This window comes from Falsiruegeria mediterranea M17 (assembly GCF_900302455.1).
Classification (GTDB): Bacteria; Pseudomonadota; Alphaproteobacteria; order Rhodobacterales; family Rhodobacteraceae; genus Falsiruegeria; species Falsiruegeria mediterranea.
In genome coordinates this window covers 342,035-364,398 of the sequence record NZ_ONZG01000001.1, presented here as the reverse complement: position 1 = coordinate 364,398, position 22,364 = coordinate 342,035, and the positions used below count along the sequence as shown (strand labels likewise).

19 protein-coding genes are annotated in these 22,364 nt (G+C 59.4%); 8 read left to right on the top strand and 11 right to left on the bottom strand.

All coding sequences use genetic code 11. The features are described 5' to 3' along the window. Positions 1–2: 2 nt before the first annotated feature. A complete protein-coding gene (locus TRM7615_RS01760) occupies positions 3–1,355 on the bottom strand; it encodes an MmgE/PrpD family protein (RefSeq protein ID WP_108785189.1) in 1,353 nt (450 codons plus the stop codon). A 196-nt stretch (positions 1,356–1,551) separates the two neighbouring features. Here TRM7615_RS01760 and TRM7615_RS01755 point away from each other — a divergent pair, with 196 nt between their 5' ends. Beyond that, complete coding sequence (locus TRM7615_RS01755; RefSeq protein ID WP_108785470.1) at positions 1,552–2,439, top strand: LysR substrate-binding domain-containing protein; 888 nt, start codon at positions 1,552–1,554, stop codon at positions 2,437–2,439. A gap of 269 nt (positions 2,440–2,708) precedes the next feature. Here the strand turns inward: TRM7615_RS01755 and TRM7615_RS01750 are convergent, their stop codons facing one another. From TRM7615_RS01750 to betB, 5 genes are all read right to left on the bottom strand, one after another. Beyond that, positions 2,709–5,126, bottom strand: a complete 2,418-nt coding sequence (locus tag TRM7615_RS01750) for a GcvT family protein (RefSeq protein WP_108785188.1) — start codon at positions 5,124–5,126, stop codon at positions 2,709–2,711. Positions 5,127–5,488: 362 nt separating this feature from the next. After that, positions 5,489–7,234, bottom strand: a complete 1,746-nt coding sequence (locus TRM7615_RS01745) for an adenylate/guanylate cyclase domain-containing protein (protein WP_108785187.1) — start codon at positions 7,232–7,234, stop codon at positions 5,489–5,491. A gap of 306 nt (positions 7,235–7,540) precedes the next feature. Next, the gene (locus TRM7615_RS01740) at positions 7,541–8,791 is read right to left on the bottom strand and encodes an aminotransferase class V-fold PLP-dependent enzyme (protein ID WP_108785186.1); all 1,251 of its coding nucleotides are present in this window, start codon (positions 8,789–8,791) and stop codon (positions 7,541–7,543) included. 153 nt (positions 8,792–8,944) lie between these two features. Continuing rightward, positions 8,945–9,445 carry a lactoylglutathione lyase family protein gene (locus tag TRM7615_RS01735; RefSeq protein WP_108785185.1) on the bottom strand — a complete coding sequence of 167 codons (501 nt, stop codon included), beginning with the start codon at positions 9,443–9,445 and terminating at the stop codon, positions 8,945–8,947. Positions 9,446–9,577: 132 nt separating this feature from the next. Next, positions 9,578–11,032 carry a betaine-aldehyde dehydrogenase gene (gene betB / locus TRM7615_RS01730; protein WP_108785184.1) on the bottom strand — a complete coding sequence of 485 codons (1,455 nt, stop codon included), beginning with the start codon at positions 11,030–11,032 and terminating at the stop codon, positions 9,578–9,580. A 184-nt stretch (positions 11,033–11,216) separates the two neighbouring features. Between betB and TRM7615_RS01725 the strand changes: the two genes are divergently transcribed. Further along, a complete protein-coding gene (locus tag TRM7615_RS01725) occupies positions 11,217–11,549 on the top strand; it encodes a hypothetical protein (RefSeq protein ID WP_108785469.1) in 333 nt (110 codons plus the stop codon). Positions 11,550–11,551: 2 nt separating this feature from the next. Here the strand turns inward: TRM7615_RS01725 and TRM7615_RS01720 are convergent, their stop codons facing one another. Genes TRM7615_RS01720 through TRM7615_RS01710 form a run of 3 tightly spaced genes read right to left on the bottom strand, consistent with a single transcriptional unit; the run spans position 11,552 to position 14,413 of the window. Then, positions 11,552–13,339, bottom strand: coding sequence for an alkyl sulfatase dimerization domain-containing protein (locus TRM7615_RS01720; protein WP_165821341.1), 1,788 nt, complete (start codon positions 13,337–13,339; stop codon positions 11,552–11,554). Positions 13,340–13,355: 16 nt separating this feature from the next. Beyond that, positions 13,356–13,880 carry a DUF1254 domain-containing protein gene (locus tag TRM7615_RS01715; protein ID WP_108785182.1) on the bottom strand — a complete coding sequence of 175 codons (525 nt, stop codon included), beginning with the start codon at positions 13,878–13,880 and terminating at the stop codon, positions 13,356–13,358. After that, positions 13,880–14,413 carry a DUF1214 domain-containing protein gene (locus TRM7615_RS01710; RefSeq protein WP_165821340.1) on the bottom strand — a complete coding sequence of 178 codons (534 nt, stop codon included), beginning with the start codon at positions 14,411–14,413 and terminating at the stop codon, positions 13,880–13,882. Before TRM7615_RS01710 ends, TRM7615_RS01715 begins: the two co-directional genes overlap by 1 nt. 261 nt (positions 14,414–14,674) lie before the next feature. Between TRM7615_RS01710 and TRM7615_RS01705 the strand changes: the two genes are divergently transcribed. From TRM7615_RS01705 to TRM7615_RS01680, 6 genes are all read left to right on the top strand, one after another. Further along, entirely contained in the window at positions 14,675–15,937 is a 1,263-nt protein-coding gene (locus TRM7615_RS01705; RefSeq protein ID WP_108785180.1) for an imelysin family protein, read from the top strand. A gap of 266 nt (positions 15,938–16,203) precedes the next feature. Beyond that, positions 16,204–16,482: a (2Fe-2S)-binding protein gene (locus TRM7615_RS01700; RefSeq protein WP_108785179.1), complete on the top strand. Its 279-nt coding sequence runs from the start codon at positions 16,204–16,206 to the stop codon at positions 16,480–16,482. Beyond that, positions 16,445–16,930 (top strand): bacterioferritin, encoded by a 486-nt coding sequence (gene bfr / locus TRM7615_RS01695; protein WP_108785178.1) that lies wholly within the window; start codon positions 16,445–16,447, stop codon positions 16,928–16,930. Before TRM7615_RS01700 ends, bfr begins: the two co-directional genes overlap by 38 nt. Further along, positions 16,890–18,428, top strand: a complete 1,539-nt coding sequence (locus TRM7615_RS01690) for a di-heme oxidoreductase family protein (RefSeq protein WP_108785177.1) — start codon at positions 16,890–16,892, stop codon at positions 18,426–18,428. The genes bfr and TRM7615_RS01690 overlap by 41 nt, the downstream gene beginning before the upstream one ends. Next, the gene (locus TRM7615_RS01685) at positions 18,428–19,432 is read left to right on the top strand and encodes an imelysin family protein (RefSeq protein ID WP_108785176.1); all 1,005 of its coding nucleotides are present in this window, start codon (positions 18,428–18,430) and stop codon (positions 19,430–19,432) included. Before TRM7615_RS01690 ends, TRM7615_RS01685 begins: the two co-directional genes overlap by 1 nt. A 1-nt stretch (position 19,433) precedes the next feature. Continuing rightward, positions 19,434–20,513: a DUF1513 domain-containing protein gene (locus TRM7615_RS01680; RefSeq protein WP_108785175.1), complete on the top strand. Its 1,080-nt coding sequence runs from the start codon at positions 19,434–19,436 to the stop codon at positions 20,511–20,513. Here TRM7615_RS01680 and TRM7615_RS01675 read toward each other — a convergent pair. Continuing rightward, positions 20,500–21,015 (bottom strand): potassium channel family protein, encoded by a 516-nt coding sequence (locus TRM7615_RS01675; RefSeq protein WP_108785174.1) that lies wholly within the window; start codon positions 21,013–21,015, stop codon positions 20,500–20,502. The genes TRM7615_RS01680 and TRM7615_RS01675 overlap by 14 nt on opposite strands. Before the next feature lie 331 nt (positions 21,016–21,346). After that, positions 21,347–22,264, bottom strand: coding sequence for an oxygen-dependent tRNA uridine(34) hydroxylase TrhO (gene trhO, locus TRM7615_RS01670; protein WP_108785173.1), 918 nt, complete (start codon positions 22,262–22,264; stop codon positions 21,347–21,349). Between the last annotated feature and the right edge of the window lie 100 nt (positions 22,265–22,364).

Sequence of the window (22,364 nt, the reverse complement as noted above, 5' to 3'; positions counted from 1 at the left end):
GTTTACGCCTCCGGGGCGTCGTAGAGGTGTTGTGCCAGGTCCGAAAGCTTGCTTTCGGGTCGGGTCAGGCCCAGGGCTGCGTCGCGGATCGCGGCGGCGCGGGTCCCTCCCAGCGAAGGGGTTGCGAATTCCATAAACTTGGCGATGACCTCTTCCCGGCTCATGGGGGCTTCGGGTCCGCCGCGTGCGTGGGTGTCGCCAGAGTCCAATGTTCGGCCGTCAGTTGTGGTGATCTGAACGTCGGCCCAACGGCCCACGGGGAAGCGGGTGCTGTGCTCGTCGGTTTCCGCCACCGAGATACGGGACATCACATCGATGACGGTCGCGTCGCTCAGGCCCGCGCCCGAGATCTGCTCGACCCCGATCCGGCCATGAACGATTTGCGCCGCGACCGCGAAGGGAAGCGAATATTGCGCCTTGGACGTGTTGTCGGGTACCTCGCGGAACAGGCAGGCAGCCTCGTGGAAGCTGTTGACCTGCACATGTTGGATGTCCGCGTGGGACAAGTCATGTTCCAGCATGATTGCCCGCGTCCCGTCGATGGCCGCATGGGCCCATCGGCAGATCGGGTAGGGTTTCACATATTGATGCTCCATCTGCCAGAAGCGCCCCAAGTCTTCCCAATGGTCCAGCACGTCATTGGCTTCGATGGTGATCGCGGGGGCGCCGGTGAATCCCTGTTCTGCCAGCACTACTGCCGACAGGCCCACCATTGCACCCCAGCCTGAGCCGTCGTGGAGCATCGTTGGGTTTGCAATCTCGCGCATCATTTGGCTGCGGGGGCCGTGGTATTCGGCGATGCCAAGGGCTTGGCGCAACTGGTCACGGCTCATGCCTTTCAAACGTGCCGCCATTGCAACGGCACCAAGCGCGTTCCAAGCACCCGAAGTGTGATAGTCACTGACGGTGTCATGCAGCGCCAGACCAGCGCGGCCTGCGATTTCGTATCCGATGGTCACCGCGGTCAGCGCCTCTGGCCCCGAGATGTCGGAGACCACCTCAGCCAAAGCAGCAAGCGTCGGGACAACAACGACCCCGATGTGACCCTTGGTGGGGTTGTACCCGTCGTGTCCGTCCAGATTGTCAGTTTGGGTGGCAGAGGCATAGGCGGCTCCGGCGATGCTGACGGGTCGTCCGTCGAACATCATCCGGGCTGTGACCCTTGGATCGCTTGAGCCATAGAGCAGCGCGGCGGTGTCGCGGGCGATTATGCCTGCCTCCATCGGGCCGGATCCGATGGTTATGCCCAACGTGTCGAGCAGCATCAGCGCGGCTGCGTCCTGTGTGGTCTCAGCCAGATCGACGGGAGCCAAGTCAAACGTAAAGTCGGCGATGCGATCAAATGTTGCGGTCATGGGCGATCCTCCGGACGCGCGGATTGGGTTGGATCAAAGCTAGTGGGGTAAGCGCCGGGCAACACGCAAAGAAGCGTGGGGCATTGGGGTGGATAATTTCGCGCATCACAACCGGCGCTATGTCGCGGTTTTGCGACATTTTCCGGCGCGGACAGGACAGTCGCGCGGCATTGAATTGCGCGATAGGGTGAGCACCATGAAAAACCTGCCCCACCTCACCTTTCTGCGCTCGTTCGAGGCCGCAGCCCGGCATCTGAGTTTCACCAGCGCGTCAGAAGAGCTGAACTGCACCCAGTCGGCGGTCAGCAACCATGTCCGTTCGCTTGAGGAATTCATCGGGCGACCGTTGTTCGTGCGGCTGCCCCGGTCGCTGTCTCTGACCGAGGTCGGCGAAGCCTATCTGCCCTCAGTGCGCCACGCGTTGCAGGAGATCGACACGGCGACTGAGAGTTTGATCTCGCAGAAACGCAAGCGTGAAGTGGTTGTGTCTTGCCCCACCAGCCTGGCGTCGATGTGGCTGGCAGGCGTCTTGCGGGACTTCACTGCCGCGCATCCGGATGTACAGGTCAAGGTGCATGGCACGGTCTGGTCGGACGTGGACGAGGATGTCTCGGACATCTCGATCACGATGAATTACGCCGAAGACATTCCGCATGGGGCGGTGCAGTTGTGGGCAGAGCGGCTGGTGCTGGTCTGTGCGCCGGGGTTCGAAGTTGACGGCGAGCCGCTGTCGCGGCCCGAGCAGCTGAGCCAGGCGCAGCGCATTCAGGTGCTGGGTCGACCGGTCTATTGGGAACTGGTGGCGAAACATTTCGATCTGCCGCCACTGGTGTCTGCGGGGCAACATCAGACAGACGTATCGACCTTGGCGCTGGAACTGGCCGCTGAAGGGATGGGGTGCGTTGCACTCCCCCGTGCGGTTGTCCTGCCCTATCTACAACGCGGACTGGTGGTTGAGCCCATGGCGACCGACATCGTCAACCCTTGGGTCTATTGCGCCAAGTTCAAGGACCGGACGCCCGCACCGGCAGTGAAGCTGTTCAAGTCCTGGCTATTGAACGCTGCAACGCGGTTGGAGGGGTAGAGCACCATCCGGTAGCACTCCCGCCCGTCGTCGATGTTTCTGACGAAACACCTCCTCCCGTTGGGCCGGGCCTCGCTGCGCTCGGCGGTTGGTGCCCGGATGCACCCGACGCCGCACCGGGCTCAACGATCGAGCCAAGTTTGTGCCTTTTTCGAGCCACTGGCATCAAACGCAACCGCGCCGGGCAAAGCCCGGCGCTCGACCCAAGGCCGTTCGGGGTGCTGACGCAGTCAGGACCCCGCGGGGGCGGGAGCGCTCCCGAGTCGGGTTTAGCCGCGCAAACGTTTCCCTTTGGGATCAAACGGCGGCTCGGCCAGGAGCACCGCTTTGTGAGGCTTGCCTAGAATGAACACCTCCAATTCGTCACCAGGCTGAGCCACGGACGGGTCGGCATAGCCAATGGCCAGCGACTTTCCGACCGAGTAGCCATAGGCACCAGAGGTCACCCGACCCACCGACTTGCCGTCCTTGGTAAAGATCGGCTCGCCGCCGCTTGCGTCGGCGTCATGCACGGCATCCACTTCGAACACCGACAAAACCTCGCGCGAGGGGTTGTCCTTGACCGCAAGATAGGCGTCCTTGTTCAGGAAATCCTTGTCGAGCTTGATCAGGCGCTCCAGCGCGACCTCTTGCGGCCAGTACTCGGGGCTGTATTCGCGACCCCAGGAACCATAGCCCTTTTCGATCCGAAGTGAGCCAAGAGCACGTCCACCCACCGGGCCGCCATCAAACTCGCGGGCGCGTTCTACCAGCGCGGTGTAAAGGCGTACTTGATCCTCTTCGGCGCAATGCAGTTCCCAGCCGAGATCGCCGGTGAATGACACGCGGATCGCAAGGCACGTCACGCCCGCCACCTCGATCGTGGCCGAGCGCATGAACCGGAATGCTTCGTTCGTCAGATCTGCATTGGTCATCCGCTGCAGCATGTCGCGCGCCTTGGGTCCTGCCACGTTGAAGCCCGCGATGCGGTTGGTGGCGACCTCGAATGCGGTGTCCTGCGGCAGCTCGATCATATTGAAGAAACGTTGGTGATAGCGCTCGGCCATGCCGGAGCCAACCATCATGTATTCGTCATCTGCCACCTTGGTGATGGTGAAATCACCTGCAATCCCGCCACGCACGCCAATGAGCGGTGTCAGGCACGAGCGGCCCACCTCGGATGGCACGCGGTTGGCAACCAGCTTGTCCAGCCACTCCTGTGCGCCGGGACCCTTGATCACGTAGTTGGCAAAGTTCGAGATGTCGATGACGCCCACGTTTTCGCGCAGCATCCGCACCTCATCGCCCACCGGTGCCCACCAGTTTTGGCGAGTGAAGCTGTTGGTGTCGACGACGCCGGGCTTGTCGGCAAACCATAGGGGATGTTCCCAGCCGCAGTTCATGCCAAACACCGCGCCCATCACTTTCTGCATCTCATAGGCGGGACGCACACGGGCCGGACGGCCAGCGCTGCGTTCCTCGTTGGGGAAGTGGATGGCGAAGCGGTGAGTGTACTGATCTTCGACCCTTGCCTTGGTGAACTTTTTGTCGGCCCAATCGCCAAAGCGTGCCAGATCCCAAGCGAACATGTCGTATTGCGGCTCGCCCTCGATCATCCACTGTGCCGCCAAAAGACCCAGACCACCTGATTGCGAGAAGCCGGGGATGATGCCACCACACATGAAATAGTTCTTCAGCTCCGGCACCGGACCCCAGAGCGCATTGCTGTCTGGCGACCAAATCATCGGGCCGTTGATCACCCGTTTCACACCTGCTGTGGCGGCAACCGGAACACGTTCGGTGGCGCGGATGACGTTCTCCATGATCCGGTCCAGATCATCGGGAAACAGGTCATGGGCAAAATCCAGTGGCGTGCCGTTTTCGGCCCAGAACTTCATGTCCTTTTCATAGGCGCCGATCAGCAGCCCGTTGCCTTCCTGGCGGAAGTAATATTCGCCATCCCGGTCGGCGATCGAGGGTAGGCGACGGCCCAAATTGGCGACCTCATCAATGGTTTCGGTCACGAAATACTGGTGCTCGGTGGGTTGTAGCGGAAGTTCCAGACCAGCAAGCGCCGCCACTTCTCGGCCCCAAAGACCGGACGCATTCACCACCCACTGCGTGTGAACATCGCCCTTCTCGGTGCGCACGATCCATGATCCGTCGGCTTGTTGTTCGGTCCCGATCACGGGGCAAAAGCGTTCGATGGTGGCACCCATCTTGCGCGCACCAGCCGCATAGGCGTGGGTCACGCCCGACGGGTCGACGTTGCCGCCGTCGGGTTCATACATGATACAGCGGATGTCATCGAATTGCGCCAGCGGGTGCAATTCCTTGGCCTGCTCCCGGCTGACTTCGTGAAAGTTCAGACCGTAGAACCGCGCCTTGGCCTCTTGCAGACGCAGCTGGTGCTCGCGCTCTTCGGTTTGCGCCAGATAGAGCGAGCCGGGCTGGAACACGCCGCAACCCTGACCGGTTTCCTGCTCCAGCTCCTTATACAGGTTCATCGTATAGTGCTGGATGCGGGTGATGTTGTTGTTGTCGTGCAGCCCGTGAATGTTGGCCGCCGCGTGCCAAGTGGAACCAGACGTCAGCTCGTCCCGCTCCAGCAGGATGCTGTCCGTCCAGCCGAGCTTGGCCAGGTGGTAGAGGATGGAACAACCGGCAAGGCCGCCACCGATAACAACGGCCTGGGCGTGGGTTTTCATGGCGTGGATTCTCCCTCAATACGCTGCAAGCGAAGCTAGCCGGGTCTGTGGCTCAACACCCGTCAAAAAATTGGGGGGCGAGCCACGGATTTCGTTGTGCGAGCAGTTCTTGAATATCGGTTTTGGGCAAGTGAACGCCTGACGAAACTGACCTTCACATCGTTAACTGACCCAAACTTCGAACTACGGACAAACGTCCTGGGCAGGGTAAAGGTCAATTGTGAGCTCATTTTACAGGACACTGCAACACTGCGAACGGATCTTTTGACTGGCCAGTCGTTAAGTGGCGGCTTTGCCGAAAGAGGCGCGGTTCAAAGCATTCACGGCGAATTTTGCAGAAAGAGTCGTGATACAACAGCAGGTCATTCGTCTCCCTCAGGCATACCGGCCAGTCGTAGTCCTTCATAGTATCGGCGGGTGCCGGGGGTGTCGGCGAAAGCGTTGCGCTTCCAGCCCATCTGGATTGTGTCGCCCGGATTGATCCGCTCGTTTTCTCGCAGAGCGTCATAGGCCTCTTCCATCCGTCCAAGATGGGCAGAGGCTGAGGCGATAACCCGATGCAAGGTTGAGAACTCTGTCGTCAGTTCCAGGCCGCGCTTCGCCTCCAATATCGCCTCTTCGTCCTTGCCTGCCTGAAGCAAGGCAAAGGACAGCCCGGCCGCTGCTGCTGCAACGAACGGGCTAAACCGGATGGCTCGGTCATTTTGACGAAAACAATCAATTGCTGGCTCAGGTTCGCCCATCCAAGCATGCCCCCAGCCGCTGAACAAAACGACCTCGATGGTGAACGGGGCCCGTCGCAACGCCGAGCGGATCGCCCGCCGCAGAGCGGTGACGTCGCCTGCACTCCGGAACATGCCAATTCCAAGAGCGAGTTCGATCATCGGTGATGCTTGGATATGTGCCCCGGCCGCAGCCATCCACTGTCCAAACCGTTCGCCATAGAATTCAACCAGGTCCGCATAGCCGATACTGCTTGCCGCAAAATAGTAGACAATTGCGTCCGAGTAAGCCTCTGTAAACGAAGGATCTTTCTCGATGGCAGCAGCGAGGCACTCCAACGCGTTCGACATCGCGTCCCAATCGACAAGCTCAACGCTCATCAATCCTGAGACATAGCATTCCTTCGCTGACATCTCGTCCAGAGTCTTGCCAGCCAACCGCGCGCGTTCGTGGTCCAGTAGTGCTGTCAACGTTTCCGACGCAATCGCGCTGCCAACTTCGTCCTGCCAATCGAAGCTGTCGGCAAGGCTGCCGTCGTATTTACCCGTCCATAGTTGCGCGCCGTCCGGCGCCAACACGCGTGCCTCGAGGCGCAGTCGGTCTCCGCGAGCCCTAAGGACTGTCTCAAGCACATTGGCACTTGGCGACGGAACCTCCTGAACTCTGGACTTCAACCATCGCGCTCCGCCAAGGAAGTTGGCAAAGTCTGCTGTTAAGGCACTGGCGAGTTCACTGATTTCCTCTCGCACGTCTGAAGAGGAAACGGGAAGGACTGCAAGTTGCGGAAACCCGGTTTGAGAGGATAGCGCATTCCCTGAAACACGATCTGCCGAACCTGATGCGCTCTTACCTCGGCCCCAAACCTGAATAGGTCGGCTAATGTTCTTAAGTTCACGCGTACCTAGATCATCGAACGAAGGTTGTAGCGTTCCATCGAGACTGCTAAACACCGCATCCGAGATCGCCACCGTCCCAGGATCAGCTAGTGCTTCGAGCCGGGCAGCGACATTGACCCCATCACCGAACACATCCTCATCCTCATGCACAATGTCGCCAATGTGGATTCCGATCCTCAATCGAATCTTTTCTTGGCCGGCTACTCTGTCCTGGACCTGCATCGCGCAAGTCACGGCATCAGCGCTAGATCCGAATTCGACCAGCCAGCCGTCACCCATCGACTTGACGACTTTCCCCCGATGCCCCGCTACCGTCGGGCTGAAAACCTCTGACCGCAATGATCGGAGTGCTGCCAATGTCCCTTCCTGATCGGCCCCCATCATGGCCGAATAGCCGACAACGTCAGCGGCAAGGATGGCGGCAAGGTGGCGAGTCATTTCGATCTCCCAGGATTGCAGCACTTTAGCAAAGCCGAACTGCTCGTCCAATGGTCATCGCGAGAACGCCGGACATAACAGGTGGCGCAAGAACTTCAAATGGCTCAAGTCGTGAACGGACCCAATTTCAGCTGTCGAGGTCTCGACCAAATACAGATGATTTCGCAAGGCGGTGGAGAAATCCACGTTGCCGATACTGGGTTAAAGATGCTTGACCTGAGATGCGCGGATATGAGCCCGGCAATTTGCCGGGTCGAAACGAAAGAAAAAAACGTTTCATATCAGCAGGTGGGGAGGGGTGCCGCCTGGTTGCTACGCGCCTCTCCCCTTCGTACTTGGACCAAGAAGAGCGGGGCGTCAGGCGGCGATGGTTTTCATTGCGGCCAGGAATTGTGCCACTTCGTGTTCCGAGTTGTAGTGGCACATCGATACGCGCACGCAGCCGTCCAAACCAAGTGGTGTCAGGATATTGCCTGAGTAATGGTCGGCCTTGCGCAAGTGGGTGCGGATGCCTTGGTCGTTGAGCATCTTGACTACATCAACCGATGGCACGCCTTTGACGGTCAGAGACACCAGACCTTCGCGCGCGGGGTTGTCGACTCCGCCGATGATCTGCACCTTTTCCATATCCTTCAGGCCCGCCAGATTGCCGGTGCCGTGGATCATCGCATCGGTGAGCGCCTTTTCTTGGGCATGGATCGCCTCTCCGGCCGCGACGAATTTGGCGCGGCGGTCGGTTTCGTCGCTTACCTGCTCGCCCAGCCATTCGAAATAGGAAACGACATCGGACATGGTGGCATAAGACCCGGTGTCGCGTGTGCCCATTTCCCAGTTGTCTTCTGGACCGTCAATCAACGAATTGTGCGGCAGATGGGTCAGCCGGTCCGAGATCCAGGCGACGCCATAGCCGTGGCGTGAGAACACTTTGTAGGGCGAAATCACATAGCCATCGACGTCATAGGCAGTCAGGTCGATCCGACCGTGGGCGGCGTGCTGGATGCCGTCGACGATGATAAAACAGTCCGGTGCTACGGCACGGATGGCTTTCACGACGCTCTCGACATCGACTCCCATGCCGGTCACGGGCGAAGTGTGCACGATGGTTGCGACCTTGGTGTCGGGGGTTACCCTGGCGGCATAGCCTTCGGCCGTGACGGTGCCGGTCTCGTCGTCATGCTCGACCAGAACATGGGTCTGCCCGGCGACGCGGGCCCAACGGTCACAGGCGCTGCGGGTTGCGGGGTGTTCCAAAGTGGTGCCCAGAACCTGACCTGCGCCGGTGCCCAGGCAGGCGTTCATGATCAGGCGGAACAGCAGTTCGGTGCCGCTTTCACCAACAAAGAACTGGCCCCCCGGCGCGTTCATGAAGACGGCCATGTCTTCCTTGGCTTTGGTGATCACGCGGACCAACTCGTGACTGCCGGGGTTGTCGCGCCCCTGGTTGTCGGGGATCGCGGCGTAAGCCTGCGATGTACCCACCACCGAATTCAACGTCAGCGCGCCGCCTGCGTTTTCAAAGAAGATACGCTCGCCCTGCTGTGGGCAATGGTCGATCTGGGCAAACCGGCCGCGGATATCGGTCAGCAACTCGGGGGTGATATGTGTCATGAGGGCTCCGTCAGGTTGGCGCAGATGGTCGAGCGCAAGCTACGGTCAGATTTATGCAATGACACGCAAAACTTTCTAGGCCTGACGGTGCGATTTGTTATTGAATATAGTGAGCGGTCATCCATCAAATTGTGATGGATATCCGCTGCACCCTCACGAATTATACGCGCCCGAGGAATAGGTCAGCTCGTAGGAATGGCTGTACAGCTCGAACACGATCCCGAACGGATCCTCGACATAGACCATCCGATAGGGCTTTTCCCCGGGATAGTAGTAGCGGATCGGCATTCGCTGTTTTCCGCCCGCCGCCACGATTTTTTGGACCAATCCTTCGACATCCGGGTCTTGGATGCAGAAATGAAAGGTCCCATTACGGCGAAAGTCCATGTTGTTCTCGGGGGGATAATTTCCGTCGAACTCGAAAAGCTCGATGCCCACGCGGTCGCCGGTCGCCATGTGGGCGATGCGCAGCTTGCGCCATTCTGGCCCGAACACATCCGTGCACATGACGCCGATGTCACTGTCATCTTCGGTGACGTCGGTGGGTGGCATGATCACATAGAATCCCATGACCTTGGAATAGAACTCGACCGCGGCGTCGACGTTCGGGACGGACAGGCCGATGTGGGAAAAGGTGCGGGGATATTGTGTCATGGGGGCTCCTGAAATGTTTGAGTTGAAATATTCACCAAACAAGATTTTAGCACGGCCCGGCACTGAGGCGAGAAAAACAAAAGGCCCGACAGAAATCTGCCGGGCCTTGCATTGATCAGGACTTTGTGGCGCTCAGTAGGGCGCTTCGACGTCGTTCATCGAGACATAGACGGTTTTCATCTCGCTGAAGTGGTTGATTGCCAGTTTTGAATTTTCGCGCCCCACACCCGACATCTTGGAACCGCCAAAGGGTGCTTCAACCGGGGCGAGGTTGTAGGTGTTGATGTAGCAGGTGCCCGCTTCGAACCCGGCCACGATCCGGTGCGCGCGAGTCAGGTCGTTGGTGAACACACCTGCGGCAAGGCCGAATTCGGTGTCATTGGCGCGGGTCAGGACTTCTTCTTCGGTTTCGAAATCCAACACCGACATGACCGGGCCAAAGATTTCTTCGCGCGCGATGGTCATGTCGTCGGTGACATCAGCAAAAACGGTGGGCTGCATATAGAACCCGTCGCCATCAATCTGTTCGCCGCCAAAGACCAGGCGGGCACCCTCGGCCTTGCCCTTTTCGATGTAGCCAAGCGCGATGTTCATCTGGTTTTCGCTGACCATCGGGCCAAAGTTCACATCCTCGTCCAGCGGATCGCCGATCTTGGCGGTGGCAAGGCGTTCGGACAGGCGGTTGAGGAAGGCCTCTTTGATACCTTTCTGTACAAACACACGGGTGCCGTTTGAACAGACTTGGCCCGAGGAATAGAAGTTGCCCAGGATCGCGCCGGACACGGCGTTTTCGATATCGGCGTCATCGAAGACGATCATCGGGGATTTACCGCCCAACTCCATCGTCACGTGTTTCATGCCGTCGGCAGCAGCGGCATAGACCTTGCGGCCGGTTGGCACCGAGCCGGTCAGTGAGACTTTGGCGACGCGGTCGTCGGTGATCAGCGAGGCGCCGACGTTGCCGTAGCCTTGCACCACGTTGTAGACGCCTTTGGGTGCGCCCGCCTCGATCAGGATCTCGGCGACTTTCAGGGCGGACAGGGGCGTGGTTTCAGAGGGTTTGAACACCATCGTGTTGCCGCAGGTCAGAGCGGGTGCGCCTTTCCAGCAGGCGATCTGCGTAGGGTAGTTCCAGGCACCGATCCCAACGCAAACGCCCAGGGCCTCGCGTATGGTATAGACAAAGTCACCACCACCCAGCGGGATGTGCTCGCCCGTCAGCGAGGCGGCCAATCCACCGAAGTATTCCAGCGCATCAGCGCCGCTTGTGGCGTCTGCCACCAGAGTTTCTTGCAATGGTTTGCCGGTGTCGTGGGTTTCCAAGATCGACAGCTCGCGGTTGCGGTCGCGCATGATGTCGGCAGCGCGGCGCAATACACGGCCACGCTCGGTGCCTGACATCGCAGCCCATTCGGCTTGCGCGGCTTTGGCAGCATTCAGTGCCCGGTCGATGATTGCGGGCGTGGCCGAGTGCAGCCTGGCGATCACCTCGCCCGTTGCCGGGTAAATCACGTCAATTTGTTCGCCGGCAGTGTCCTCGACATACTCACCATTGATGAAGTGACTGGCGGTGGGTTGAAATTTCATGCCGGGATTCCTTGATTCGTAGTAAGCGTGAAAAACGCAGGTCGGTTACGCCCGACTTATGGTCGCATGACGACGGGACAGGCTGCTTCATAAACGGCGCTCAGCGCGCCTTGAGCGGCGCACACCTTGAAAAAGTTCCATGAATGTTCTATATTTGTTCCATCTGGAGCGGAGGATCATAATCATGGCCCACCTGCCTAAGGCCACAACGCTGGAGAGCCCCAGCAACGACTATCATATTCTGCCGGTTACGCAGAAGCAGTTGCAGTATGCCCTTGCCATTGCAGAGAAATCATCGGTCGATCTGCCGTCCGAGGCGCGCGCCGATCGCCGGGCCATGTCGGCCTGGATTGATGCGCATCGCCCGCGTCGGGCGCCATCGCGGTTCGACAACTACCCGTCGTCCAAGCAGGTCGCCTTTGCCGAACGGATCGCGCGCAAGAAGCGGCGCGAGGTTCCGCGCGAATGCTTCCGCGACCGGATGATGATGTCGCGCTGGATCGACAGCAACCTGTAGCTTCAGTTCTCTTGCAGCGGTGGGTTGAAGTAGCCCAGAAACGTCGTCAGCCCTGCGATGCTGCCTGTGACTTGCATCTCGCCTGCAACAAGCACCTTGGCCGGATTGCGACGCTGAACGGCAATGGCACGGAACACATCCGTTGTGGTGGTCAAACGTCCCACATTGTCGTCGGCCAGCCCATCTTCCAGATAGGCCACGCCGCGATGGATGCGGATGGTATAGTTCTGCGCGTCGGTGAATTCGAACCCGTAGGACAGGCTTTTGTCTACGACAGCTGGTACGTCAACATTTGTGGTCAGGATGCCCAGAAAACGATCAATCGGTATGCCGTTCAACATTCGGTCCGGTGACGCGGAAATAGATGCAAGCGGCAGGGTAAACCCATCGGCTTCGGCTGCGCTGGTCAGGAAATAGTTCCGCACCGAGGATGCTGTTTCTCGGGCTGCCAGTTCCCGCATGGCCGCCGCACGCAACGCGGCGGCTCTGTCGTCGTCAAGGCGCTGCAACTGGCTTCCCAGGATCAGCGCCCATCCCGCGTCGCCATCGGCAAGCGAAGCCTCTCCTGCCGCGAACAAGGCGTCGTTGCCACCCGCCAGATCGGCCATCAGTTGCGCCTGTCGGCCGGGAGTTGGGGGGCGCAAGTCGGCCGGATCGCCCGAGAACCAACCCAGGGTCCCCGAGAAAACGGCCTTGGCGGCAAAATCAACACGTCCATACAGCTCCTTGAGGTAGGGCGCGTTCGCCAGATGCGGCGGCAATTCGATCCGTTCCGCAATCTCATCCGGGGTGAGGCCCGCGTTGATCATCCGGATCGTCTCATCATAAACGAATTGGATCGCATCACGGTAATCGGTCAAACGCTTGTGGATTTCATCGGCCCCCATCACCGGTTGCGAGTGGTGGGGGATCATCGTTTCCGCACCCAACCCGGACATCATATCCAAGCTATGCGCCCATTTTCGCGGATCGCGATAGGGCGTGCCGCGCACCGTGTAGAGGTTCGGGAAGGCATGGTAATAATTGTCCGCGGGAAGGAGCAGAGACCGGCCCGGCAGGTAGATGGCAAGTTGATCACCGGTTTCACCGGGTGCGTGCATCAGGATCAGGTTTTCCCCGGCCATCGTGACCTCTGCATAGTCGTCGATCACATCTGTCGGCGGGATAAAGTCAAAACCGTCGGAATGATTGCTTAGCAGTCGCGGACCGATCCCGTTGTTTTCGAAATTCTCGTCAGGCAGGTAAGTGCCAAACATCCGCATGGCGCGTTTGAAGGTGATGGGAGAAAGTATGCCCACAACTTCATTCACGCGCGCCTCGGTCTCAGCTTGGGTCCAGATACGGGGGACGTGGTCTTGGCCCTCGAGCAGAACGCCTGCGCCAAAGACATGGTCAGCGTGGTTGTGGGTATAGATCACATCCGTCACCGGCTTTCCGGTATTTTCTCGCATCTTGTCCAGCCAGGGTGCCAACCCCTCGGCCGCGCGGATCGACTCCAAAGTATCGATCAGGATCAACCCCTCGGGCGCGTCGATGACAATGACGTTGGCCAGACCATAGCCGATGGCCACGTGAACACCGGGAATTGGCTCCTCGATGCGCTTTTCAAAGATCTTGTTGTGCGTTTTGACGTCGGGCAGCGCGTCCGATCGTGCGACAGCGGCAAAGGTGGTTTCAGTCGCGGTGTCTGACCCTCCTTCATCGGCAGTAAGCCAGATGTACCCACCAATTCCGGTCACGATTGCGATCATCGCTGTGGCCGTGGCTGCGCCTGCAAGAAAAGCTTTCATGGTTGGGGTCCTGTCATCAGGTGAGAGGGCTGCAGCCTCCCAGTGGATTGAGCGCATCAGATTGCGCACGGCTGTCTGCGTCCGGGGCCAGCCTGCGGATCAGGGCGATGCCTGTTTCATCGCTCAAGCGAACGACCGGCAAATCGGTGTTCGGCAGCGTTTGTTGGTCCTGGGTTGCGACGATGACGCCGCTCAGAGAACCATCGCCGCGCAGCGAGGATGCATGCACGTTGCGGGTGTCGTGGTCAAAGATCGACAGTGACCCGTAGCCAGGCCAGGTCGCGGCGGTCACCTTGACCGGCCCACCTGACAGGTCCAGCAGGCAAACGGTGTAGGCCAGATCAGGTGAGGCGCGCACAACGGGCTGGTTTTCTGGTGTGATGGGTGCGGACGGCAGCCATTGGTTGAACGCGTTGTCTTCGCCCTTCAGCAAGTCGATGGCCCTGACCATGACAAATGTCGGGATGTTGAGCAATACGAACAGATGCACCGCCGCAGCAGTCACAAGCGTTGTGATCAAGAAGAGTACGCGCCCGGACATCAAGCGTTCCCCCTGCAGGTCAGGCGTTGCACCATTGGTGGCGTCAAACGCTCGGTCGGAGCGCCCAGAAAGTCATCATGCGGTTCATAGATTCGCAGGGTCAGGTCGAATGTTCCAGCGTTCTCGTTCGAGATCCAGCTTTGTTCGGGATCAGAGGGTTTGGTCGTGGCGACATCAAAGCTCCAGCTTTTACCATCCGTTACATCAGTTGAATCAAACGACAGATGTCCGCCTTGGTTTGATGGCAGATATCCGTCGGCATCATAGAGCGTCACCGACCACCAGAACCCCGGTAGTTCGCCACCGCTGACCCGGTATGTGCAGCCATCCGACAGCGGTTTACCATCGCTGTCGGTGTCGGCAATGAAATATACAGCCTCAGATTTTCGGAGTGCCAGCAACCCAAAGCGGGCAACCCACGCGCGCAGATATGGTCCCGATGCCTCGGACCCGATAGTCCAATCGCTTTCCCATCCGTCGATCTGAACAGGCTTTGCACGTGAAATTGGGCCTGGCAATAATCCAGCACCCATCAAGGCGCTCACGCCTCCGACAAGGACGCCAACACACAGGCCAGCGACAACAATTAGAACTCTCCCCATGGAGACAGGGAACCCGACAACTGGGTGGTCTGTAAATCCTGCCGTGGCGGAAAGTGACGGTGTGCATTTGCTGATTAAAAAACTCAGGATTGACTTAACTGAGTGATTTTGTCAGTTAAGCGGCAGCCACTTCGCCCGACCAAAGTCATTGCGCAGGGCGACAGGTTAAAATTCAACCAAGGACCCAATCCGATGAAATCCCCTTTTCTCGCGGCGACTGCCCTCAGCCTGTCCATGGGCTCCGCAGCTCTGGCGGCCGATAAAGCCGATGTATTGACCAACTATGCCAACATCGCCGAAGCCAAGTACCAGGACAGCTTGATTACGGCGCAGCGATTGCAGACAGCCGTCGGCGCGTTGGTCGCGAACCCTTCTGCCGAAAACCTGCAAGCCGCCAAAGACGCATGGCTGGCCTCGCGCGTGCCTTACCAGCAGACCGAGGTTTACCGTTTTGGCAACGCAATCGTTGACGAATGGGAAGGCAAAGTGAACGCTTGGCCGCTGGACGAAGGCCTGATTGACTATGTTGATGCCAGCTATGGTGGTCTCTCGGATGAAAACGAATATGCGGCGCTGAACATCGTGGCGAACCCGTCGTTCACGCTGTCGGGCGAAACCATCGACGCGGCCAAGATCACGCCGGAACTGCTGGCCGAGACCCTGCACGAAGCAGACGGGATCGAGGCAAACGTGGCGACCGGCTATCACGCCATCGAATTCCTGCTCTGGGGTCAGGACCTGAATGGTCATGGCACAGGTGCGGGCGACCGCCCCTGGACCGATTTCGCCATGGGCGACGATTGCACGGGCGGCAATTGTGATCGCCGCGGTGAATATCTCAAGGCGGCAACCGACCTGCTGGTCAGCGATCTGGAATGGATGACAGCGCAGTGGGCTGACGGTGGTGCCGCACGCAATGCAGTTCTGGTAGACGAGAACGCAGGCATCGTGACCATCGTGACCGGCATGGGAAGCCTGTCCTACGGCGAGCAGGCGGGTGAGCGGATGCGTCTTGGTCTGATGCTGAACGATCCCGAAGAAGAGCACGATTGCTTTTCGGACAACACCCACAACAGCCATTACTACGATGGTCTTGGCGTCCAGAACTTATACCTGGGCGAATACGTCCGCGTGAACGGCGAATTGGTCTCGGGCCCTGCGTTGGCGGATCTCGTTGCTGCGGTAGACGCCGATCTGGACGCCGAAATGCGCGTCAAACTGGCCACGACCATGATGGCTCTGGGTCGGATCAAAACGGCGGCGGAAAGCGGCTTTGCCTATGACCAGATGCTGGAACGCGGCAACGCAGCGGGCGAAGCGCTGGTGATGGGTGGCGTTAACGGCCTGGTCGACCAGACCCGCAGCATCCAGCGCATCACGGCCACCCTGAAGCTCGACAACATAGACTTCGAAGGCTCGGACTCGCTGGATAACCCGGACGCGGTTTTCCACTGATTTCTGCTATCGAATGGAACCGATCTACGGCGCCTTGGGGCGCCGTTTTTCGTACGGCGGGGTCATCAATGATTCCCTCTCGCCGTTCGGCTTGGAGCGCAAAACCGGCCAATCTTCGACAGGTTGGCGGGAGGGGGTGCAAAAATTTCCTTTTACCTGAGTGTTTTACTGCGAAAATCCGCCGAATGAGGAATTTCCGACTGGTTAGATCAATAATACCCGACTATTACACTTGGAAAAGAACGCTTCGCCTCGGACCTCAAACGATGATCGTCTGTCACTGCACCAACATTTCGGACCACGAGATCCGAGCCGCCATCGATTGGATGCGTGCGTCCGATCCAGAGGCAATCATCACCCCCGGCAAGATCTACCACGCTCTTGGAAAAGCGGCGGATTGTGGCGGGTGCATGCCATTGTTCCTCGACACAATGCGGTCGAGTGATAACCTTGAAGTCCCAATGCAACTGCGACGTTTGCGCGTCGCGGCAACACAGGAGAGTGGTTATGAAGGGCGACGCAAAGGTTATCGAGTATCTCAATAAATCCCTGCGACATGAGTTGACGGCCGTCAGTCAGTATTGGTTGCACTACCGGCTGCAAGAGGATTGGGGATTGGCCCATATGGCCAAGAAAAGCCGCGAAGAATCCATCGAAGAGATGGAGCACGCGGACAGCCTGATCGAACGGATCATTTTCCTTGAAGGTCACCCGAATCTTCAAAAACTGGACCCACTGCGCATTGGACAGAACCCACGAGAAACTTTGGAGTGCGATCTGGCCGCTGAGATCGACGCCCGTGCTCTGTATGCCGAGGCCCGCGACTATTGTCGCGAAGCGGGTGACTATGTCTCGATGTCGCTGTTCGAAGGTTTGCTCAAGGATGAAGAGAGCCATATTGACTTCCTTGAAACCCAGCTGGACCTCTACGATCGAATTGGCGCCGAAAACTATGCCATGCTCAACGCAGCAAAAATGGACGAAGGCGAGTAAATCGCTCATCGGGGTTGCCGTTTTGGCGGCGACCCCTGGATTGGCCGATATCCAGTCCGATCCACATCTCAACACCCTTCCACGCACAGAAGAAGAGGTTCGCCGCATTCAAGCGGTAACCGCGCCTGCTCTAGATTTCACCGCGGCAGAGAGGTTCGAGGCACGCCCCGGCGGCGCGGCTTCGGTGTCTGCACGAGCGGACGCGGACGCGTTTTCACAGCCCTCTGGCAATATGGAGTTCGAGCGCGAACTGGATTTCCGGCTGGGCAACGGTCTGTTCAAAAAGCTTTGGGTCTCGTCGCCGTCATCAACGCTGGCGTCCGATGGGTTGGGGCCGCTGTACAACGCCCGCTCGTGTCAGCGCTGCCACGTCAAGGATGGGCGCGGGCATCCACCCAACGGGCCGGAGGACAAGTCGGTGTCGATGTTCCTGCGGATCTCTATCCCTGGCGGCGTGGCACCTGACGGGATTTTGGATTACCTCGCGACACAACCTGACCCGACCTACGGTCAGCAGCTGCAGGATTTTTCACTGCCCGGGCACCGGGCGGAATACAAACTGCAGGTGCGCTACTCTGAGGTTCCGGTTGAGTTGTCGGGTGGAGAAGTGGTCACTTTGCGCAAGCCGGACTACACCGCCGCCAATCTCGGCTATGGGCCGTTGCACCCGGATGCAATGCTCAGCCCTCGTGTCGCGCCGCAGATGATTGGCCTCGGCCTGCTTGAAGCGATCCCGGCCAGTGACATTCTGGCCGGTGTCGACGAGGCTGACGCAGATGGCGACGGCATTTCGGGGCGGGCCAATGTCGTGTGGTCGGCCGAGTTTGATCAGCCGATGTTGGGGCGCTTTGGGCTCAAGGCTGGGTCGCCCACGGTCAATGAACAGTCCTCGGCCGCGTTTTCCGGTGACATCGGCATTTCGACGCCCCTGTTTCCTGATCCGTGGGGTGAATGTACCAAGGCGCAGGCAGCCTGCCGCGCCGCACCGCATGGGGACAACGATGTGCGTGGTCACGAGATTGACCTGGACGCGATGAATCTGGTGACCTTTTACAGCCGCAACCTGGCGGTACCCGAGCGCCGGGATGAGGGCGATCCAAAGGTGTTGCGTGGCAAGCAGGTGTTCTATGACACCGGCTGCATCGCTTGCCACATGCCCAAATTCGTGACCCACCGTTTGACAGATCAGCCCGAACAGAGCTTTCAACTGATTTGGCCCTATTCCGACCTTTTGCTGCACGATATGGGCCCCGGATTGGCCGACAACCGGCCCGAGGCGCGCGCAACCGGTTCGGAATGGCGCACGGCCCCGCTTTGGGGGTTTGGCCTGACCGAGCAAGTCAGCGGTCACACACAATTTTTGCATGACGGGCGCGCGCGGTCGCTGCTGGAGGCCATTTTGTGGCACGGCGGTGAAGCCCAGGCCCAACGTGATGCCGTGGTTGCCATGCCCAAACCCGACCGCGATGCCCTTGTTCGATTTCTGGAGAGCCTTTGATGTTTCGCACCCTTGCCCTGTCGCTCGCCTTTGCCCTTCCCGTCCCGGTTCTGGCGGATCAGACAGGCAAGATCCTGAATGACCACGTTTTGTCGGGATTCGATGAGCTGGCGGTGTCCAGCGCAGCACTGTCCAACGCGGCGCAGGAAAGTTGCGTGGCATCGTCCGAGCCCCTGCGTGCTGCCTATGCGACGGCCTTTGACGCCTGGACCGGCGTCAGTCACTTGCGCTTTGGCCCGACCGAGACCGACAACCGTGGCTTTGCTCTGGCGTTCTGGCCTGACAGCCGCGGCAGCACGCCCAAGACATTGAGCGGATTGATCGCGGATCAGGATCCCGTCGTGGATGACCCCGAGGCGTTTCAATCGGTGTCGATCGCAGGGCGCGGGTTCTACGCGCTGGAGTATCTGCTTTTTGATGACCGGTTAAGCGCATTGGGCGACGCAGATTATCGCTGCGCACTGGTTCAGGCCATCGCACGGGACATTGCAGGCACCAGTCGAGCCATAAATCAAGACTGGCAGACGCACTATGCCGAGCTGATGCAATCGCCGCACAAGGGCGGGGTTTATCAAACGCAGGCAGAGGTGCTGCAAGAGTTCTACAAGGCGCTTGATACAGGGTTGCAGATCAATGCCGACCTACGGTTGGGCCGCCCCTTGGGCACATTCGACAAACCCCGCCCCAAACGGGCCGAGGCGTGGCGATCCGGCCGATCCCTCCGGCATGTGCAGGTGTCGTTGGAGCACCTGCGCACGTTGGCCGCCTTGCTGGCTGCTGGGGATGCCGAGCTGGCCCAATCCTTGGACATTAAATTCGAAGCGGCACTGACCAAGGCTGCCGCGTTGGACGATCCCGATTTCTCGGGTGTGGCGACGCCTGCGGGGCGGTTCCGGGTCGAGACGTTGCAGCAAACGATCAACGACATTCGAACCGAAGTGACCCAATTGCTGGGGCCGACTTTGGGCGTGTCTGTCGGGTTCAACTCCTTGGACGGTGACTAAGATGGCGACACGGCGTGGATTTCTGGCAGGCCTGGCGGCCAGCAGCTTCGCTCCGGTTGCGGGCTGGGCCAAAGTTGGCGCGCCCGAGTTTCTGTCGGCGGCTCGGTCATCCGACGACTCGTATCACCTTTTCGGGTTGACCGGGCAGGGGGCACCCGTTTTTCAGATCCCCCTCCCGGCGCGGGGCCATGCGGCAGCCGCGAACCCCCTGCGGGCCGAAGCGGTGGCCTTTGCCCGCAGGCCAGGGCGTTTTGCCATCGTTCTAAGCTGCGAGACTGGTGTCATTCTGGCCGAGCTTGATGCGCCAGAGGGGCGGCATTTCTATGGGCATGGTGCCTTTTCTTCGGATGGCGCGCTGCTGTTCACTACCGAGAATGACTATGACGCTGCCCGAGGGATCGTTGGCGTTTGGGAGGCGCGGACTTATCAAAGGCTGGGTGAGTTTTCTTCTGGCGGGATTGGGCCTCATGACATCCGTCTCATGCCGGATGGGGGCACGTTGGTCGTTGCCAACGGCGGTATCGAAACGCATCCCGACAGCGGCCGCGCCAAGTTGAACCTACCGTTCATGCAGCCGAACCTGACCTATCTGTCGGTCGAGGGGGATGTGTTGGAGCAGGCGGAATTGGCGCCCGAGATGCATATGAATTCAATCCGCCATCTGGATGTGAGAACAGACGGCTTGGTGGGCTTTGCCACCCAATGGCAGGGCAGCACGGCTGACAGCCCCTCGGTCATCGGCCTGCACCGTCGTGGAGAGGCGCCACAGCTTTTGAGCGCCGCGCGGGCTCAGGCGCGAGCGATGGATGGATATGGCGGCAGCGTCGCGTTTTATGATGAGGGAACACGCATCGCGGTGTCGTCACCGCGCGGCGGGTTGGTGCAACTGGGGGATGTTGCGGCGGGCGCTGTAGTCGGCCAGTTGGATATGCCAGACGTTTGCGGTTTGGGTGTGTCGGGTGGCGCTTTGCGGGCGTCGACCGGAACAGGTGCGTTCTGGGCGGCGACGGCCACGCCCAGGGTCCTGACCCAGCAGCCTGTGGCGTGGGACAACCACCTGGTGCGGGTCAGTTGCGGTTGAAACGGCGCTCTGCACGGTGGGAATAAATCCCTACAGCGGCGGACACAAACAGGCCCAGTAGGATGTAACCTGTCACGGCCTCTGCCACGGCGATCCCGCGGCAAATGCCCGTTGGATGAAGATCTCCGAACCCGACCGTCGTGAAGGTGACGTAAGAGAAGTAGAGCACATCGGCCGCGTTTTCTGCGCCTACGACGCAGAGGTCGTAGTACCCGAAAGAGCCAAAGACGGCGGCAAACAGAAATGGCACCACCTGGATGAACGACACACCCATCAACAGCAATTGATGGTGCGGGGACTTGATTCGTGTGGCGTAGATCCAGATCTGCGAGATCATCCATACCGTGAGCCCGATTGTTGCCCACGTGCCGATGGTATTTCCTGCCGTATCTTCGTGCAGATGGGACAGCGCATAGAAGGCAGCCGAACTGACAACCACCAACCCGGCGGACCCGACCAAGGTCGAGCGCCACCATTCCAGGTTCATTTCCGGTTCAGTCATTGTGCACCCCGTCGTGTAACGCGACTTTCGTACTGAAACATAACGGTTTTGTCCGGTCGAGAGAACGTCAGAATTGTCGATGACCATTTGCCTGATGGCAGGAGGCACTCCCGCCCGTCGTTGATGCCCCTTACGGGACATCGCCTCCCGTTGGGCCGGGCGCCTCGCTACGCTCGGCGGTCTGCGCCAAAGGTGAAACAGATACCCCAAGCGGGACCGCGCTGAGCGATAAGCGAGGCAACTGGCCCAAGGCCGCTAGTGGTGCTGGCGAAGCCAGGATCGCTCGGGTGCGGGAGCGCCCCGTCAACCACCGTACTCTGCAGAGAGTGGTTTAATTCGGGTGCGGTGTCGCGCCCAGGTGCTCTTCGCCGCGTTTGCGAGACAGCGAGATCTGTTTTTGCCGCTCTCGGAACCGGTTCTTGTCCGCTTCGGATGTTTCATCCACACAACGATGGCAGGACACCCCATGTTCGTATTCGGAGCGCTTCATGTCCTCGGGCAGGATCGGGCGTCGACAGCCGTGGCATAGGGCATGAGGCCCCTCAACCAGCCCGTGACCGACCGATACGCGATTGTCGAAGACAAAGCACTCACCCTCCCAGGTGCTGTCTTCGGAGGGCATCTCTTCCAGATATCGCAGGATACCGCCCTTGAGATGGTAGACATCATCGACCCCCTGCCCCAGCAGGTAGTTGGTCGATTTCTCGCAGCGGATGCCGCCGGTACAGAACATTGCCACGCGCTTGTTGTGAAAACGATCCTTGTTTTCTTCCCACCAAGCGGGAAACTCACCAAAGCTTGTCGTCCTGGGGTCGATGGCGCCTTCGAATGTGCCGATCTCAACCTCATAGTCATTGCGCGTGTCGATCACCACCACATCGTCCGAGCGGATCAGGTCGTTCCACGCCTCGGGCTCGACATAATTGCCAACGCGCGCCACCGGGTCGACATCCGGCTGGCCCATGGTCACGATCTCTTTCTTCAGGCGCACCTTCATCTTGCCAAATGGTGGATGGTCGCTGGTGGCTTCCTTCCACTCCAGATCGTCACAACCCGGCAAGGCGCGTACATGTGCGAGAACCGCATCAATGCCTGCGCGCGGCCCTGCGATGGTGCCGTTGATCCCCTCTTGCGCCAACAAGAGCGTGCCTTTGACGTCATTGGCTTGGCACAGCTCAAGGAGAGCAGGCTTGATGACCTCGGGATCGGGGAATCGGGTGAAGTGATAGAGTGCTGCAATCGTGTACATAACAGGGCCTTAGAATCATGTTCCCGTGTGCGCAAGGGGCCCAAACGCCTTATTTCCTTGGCCAAAACCTACAAATTGCAGATATGTTTCCCGGTTTTCA

Bases quoted from the DNA above. Each gene is read 5' to 3' on its own strand.
- TRM7615_RS01680 (WP_108785175.1), top strand. From the start codon at position 19,434: ATGGCGACACGGCGTGGATTTCTGGCAGGCCTGGCGGCCAGCAGCTTC.
- bfr (WP_108785178.1), top strand. From the start codon at position 16,445: ATGAAGGGCGACGCAAAGGTTATCGAGTATCTCAATAAATCCCTGCGA.
- TRM7615_RS01740 (WP_108785186.1), bottom strand. From the start codon at position 8,791: ATGACACATATCACCCCCGAGTTGCTGACCGATATCCGCGGCCGGTTT.
- TRM7615_RS01690 (WP_108785177.1), top strand. From the start codon at position 16,890: ATGCCATGCTCAACGCAGCAAAAATGGACGAAGGCGAGTAAATCGCTC.
- TRM7615_RS01750 (WP_108785188.1), bottom strand. From the start codon at position 5,126: ATGAAAACCCACGCCCAGGCCGTTGTTATCGGTGGCGGCCTTGCCGGT.
- TRM7615_RS01720 (WP_165821341.1), bottom strand. From the start codon at position 13,339: ATGAAAGCTTTTCTTGCAGGCGCAGCCACGGCCACAGCGATGATCGCA.
- TRM7615_RS01685 (WP_108785176.1), top strand. From the start codon at position 18,428: ATGTTTCGCACCCTTGCCCTGTCGCTCGCCTTTGCCCTTCCCGTCCCG.
- TRM7615_RS01715 (WP_108785182.1), bottom strand. From the start codon at position 13,880: ATGTCCGGGCGCGTACTCTTCTTGATCACAACGCTTGTGACTGCTGCG.
- TRM7615_RS01755 (WP_108785470.1), top strand. From the start codon at position 1,552: ATGAAAAACCTGCCCCACCTCACCTTTCTGCGCTCGTTCGAGGCCGCA.
- TRM7615_RS01725 (WP_108785469.1), top strand. From the start codon at position 11,217: ATGGCCCACCTGCCTAAGGCCACAACGCTGGAGAGCCCCAGCAACGAC.
- TRM7615_RS01760 (WP_108785189.1), bottom strand. From the start codon at position 1,355: ATGACCGCAACATTTGATCGCATCGCCGACTTTACGTTTGACTTGGCT.
- TRM7615_RS01700 (WP_108785179.1), top strand. From the start codon at position 16,204: ATGATCGTCTGTCACTGCACCAACATTTCGGACCACGAGATCCGAGCC.
- betB (WP_108785184.1), bottom strand. From the start codon at position 11,032: ATGAAATTTCAACCCACCGCCAGTCACTTCATCAATGGTGAGTATGTC.
- TRM7615_RS01710 (WP_165821340.1), bottom strand. From the start codon at position 14,413: ATGGGTGCTGGATTATTGCCAGGCCCAATTTCACGTGCAAAGCCTGTT.
- TRM7615_RS01705 (WP_108785180.1), top strand. From the start codon at position 14,675: ATGAAATCCCCTTTTCTCGCGGCGACTGCCCTCAGCCTGTCCATGGGC.
- trhO (WP_108785173.1), bottom strand. From the start codon at position 22,264: ATGTACACGATTGCAGCACTCTATCACTTCACCCGATTCCCCGATCCC.
- TRM7615_RS01675 (WP_108785174.1), bottom strand. From the start codon at position 21,015: ATGACTGAACCGGAAATGAACCTGGAATGGTGGCGCTCGACCTTGGTC.
- TRM7615_RS01735 (WP_108785185.1), bottom strand. From the start codon at position 9,445: ATGACACAATATCCCCGCACCTTTTCCCACATCGGCCTGTCCGTCCCG.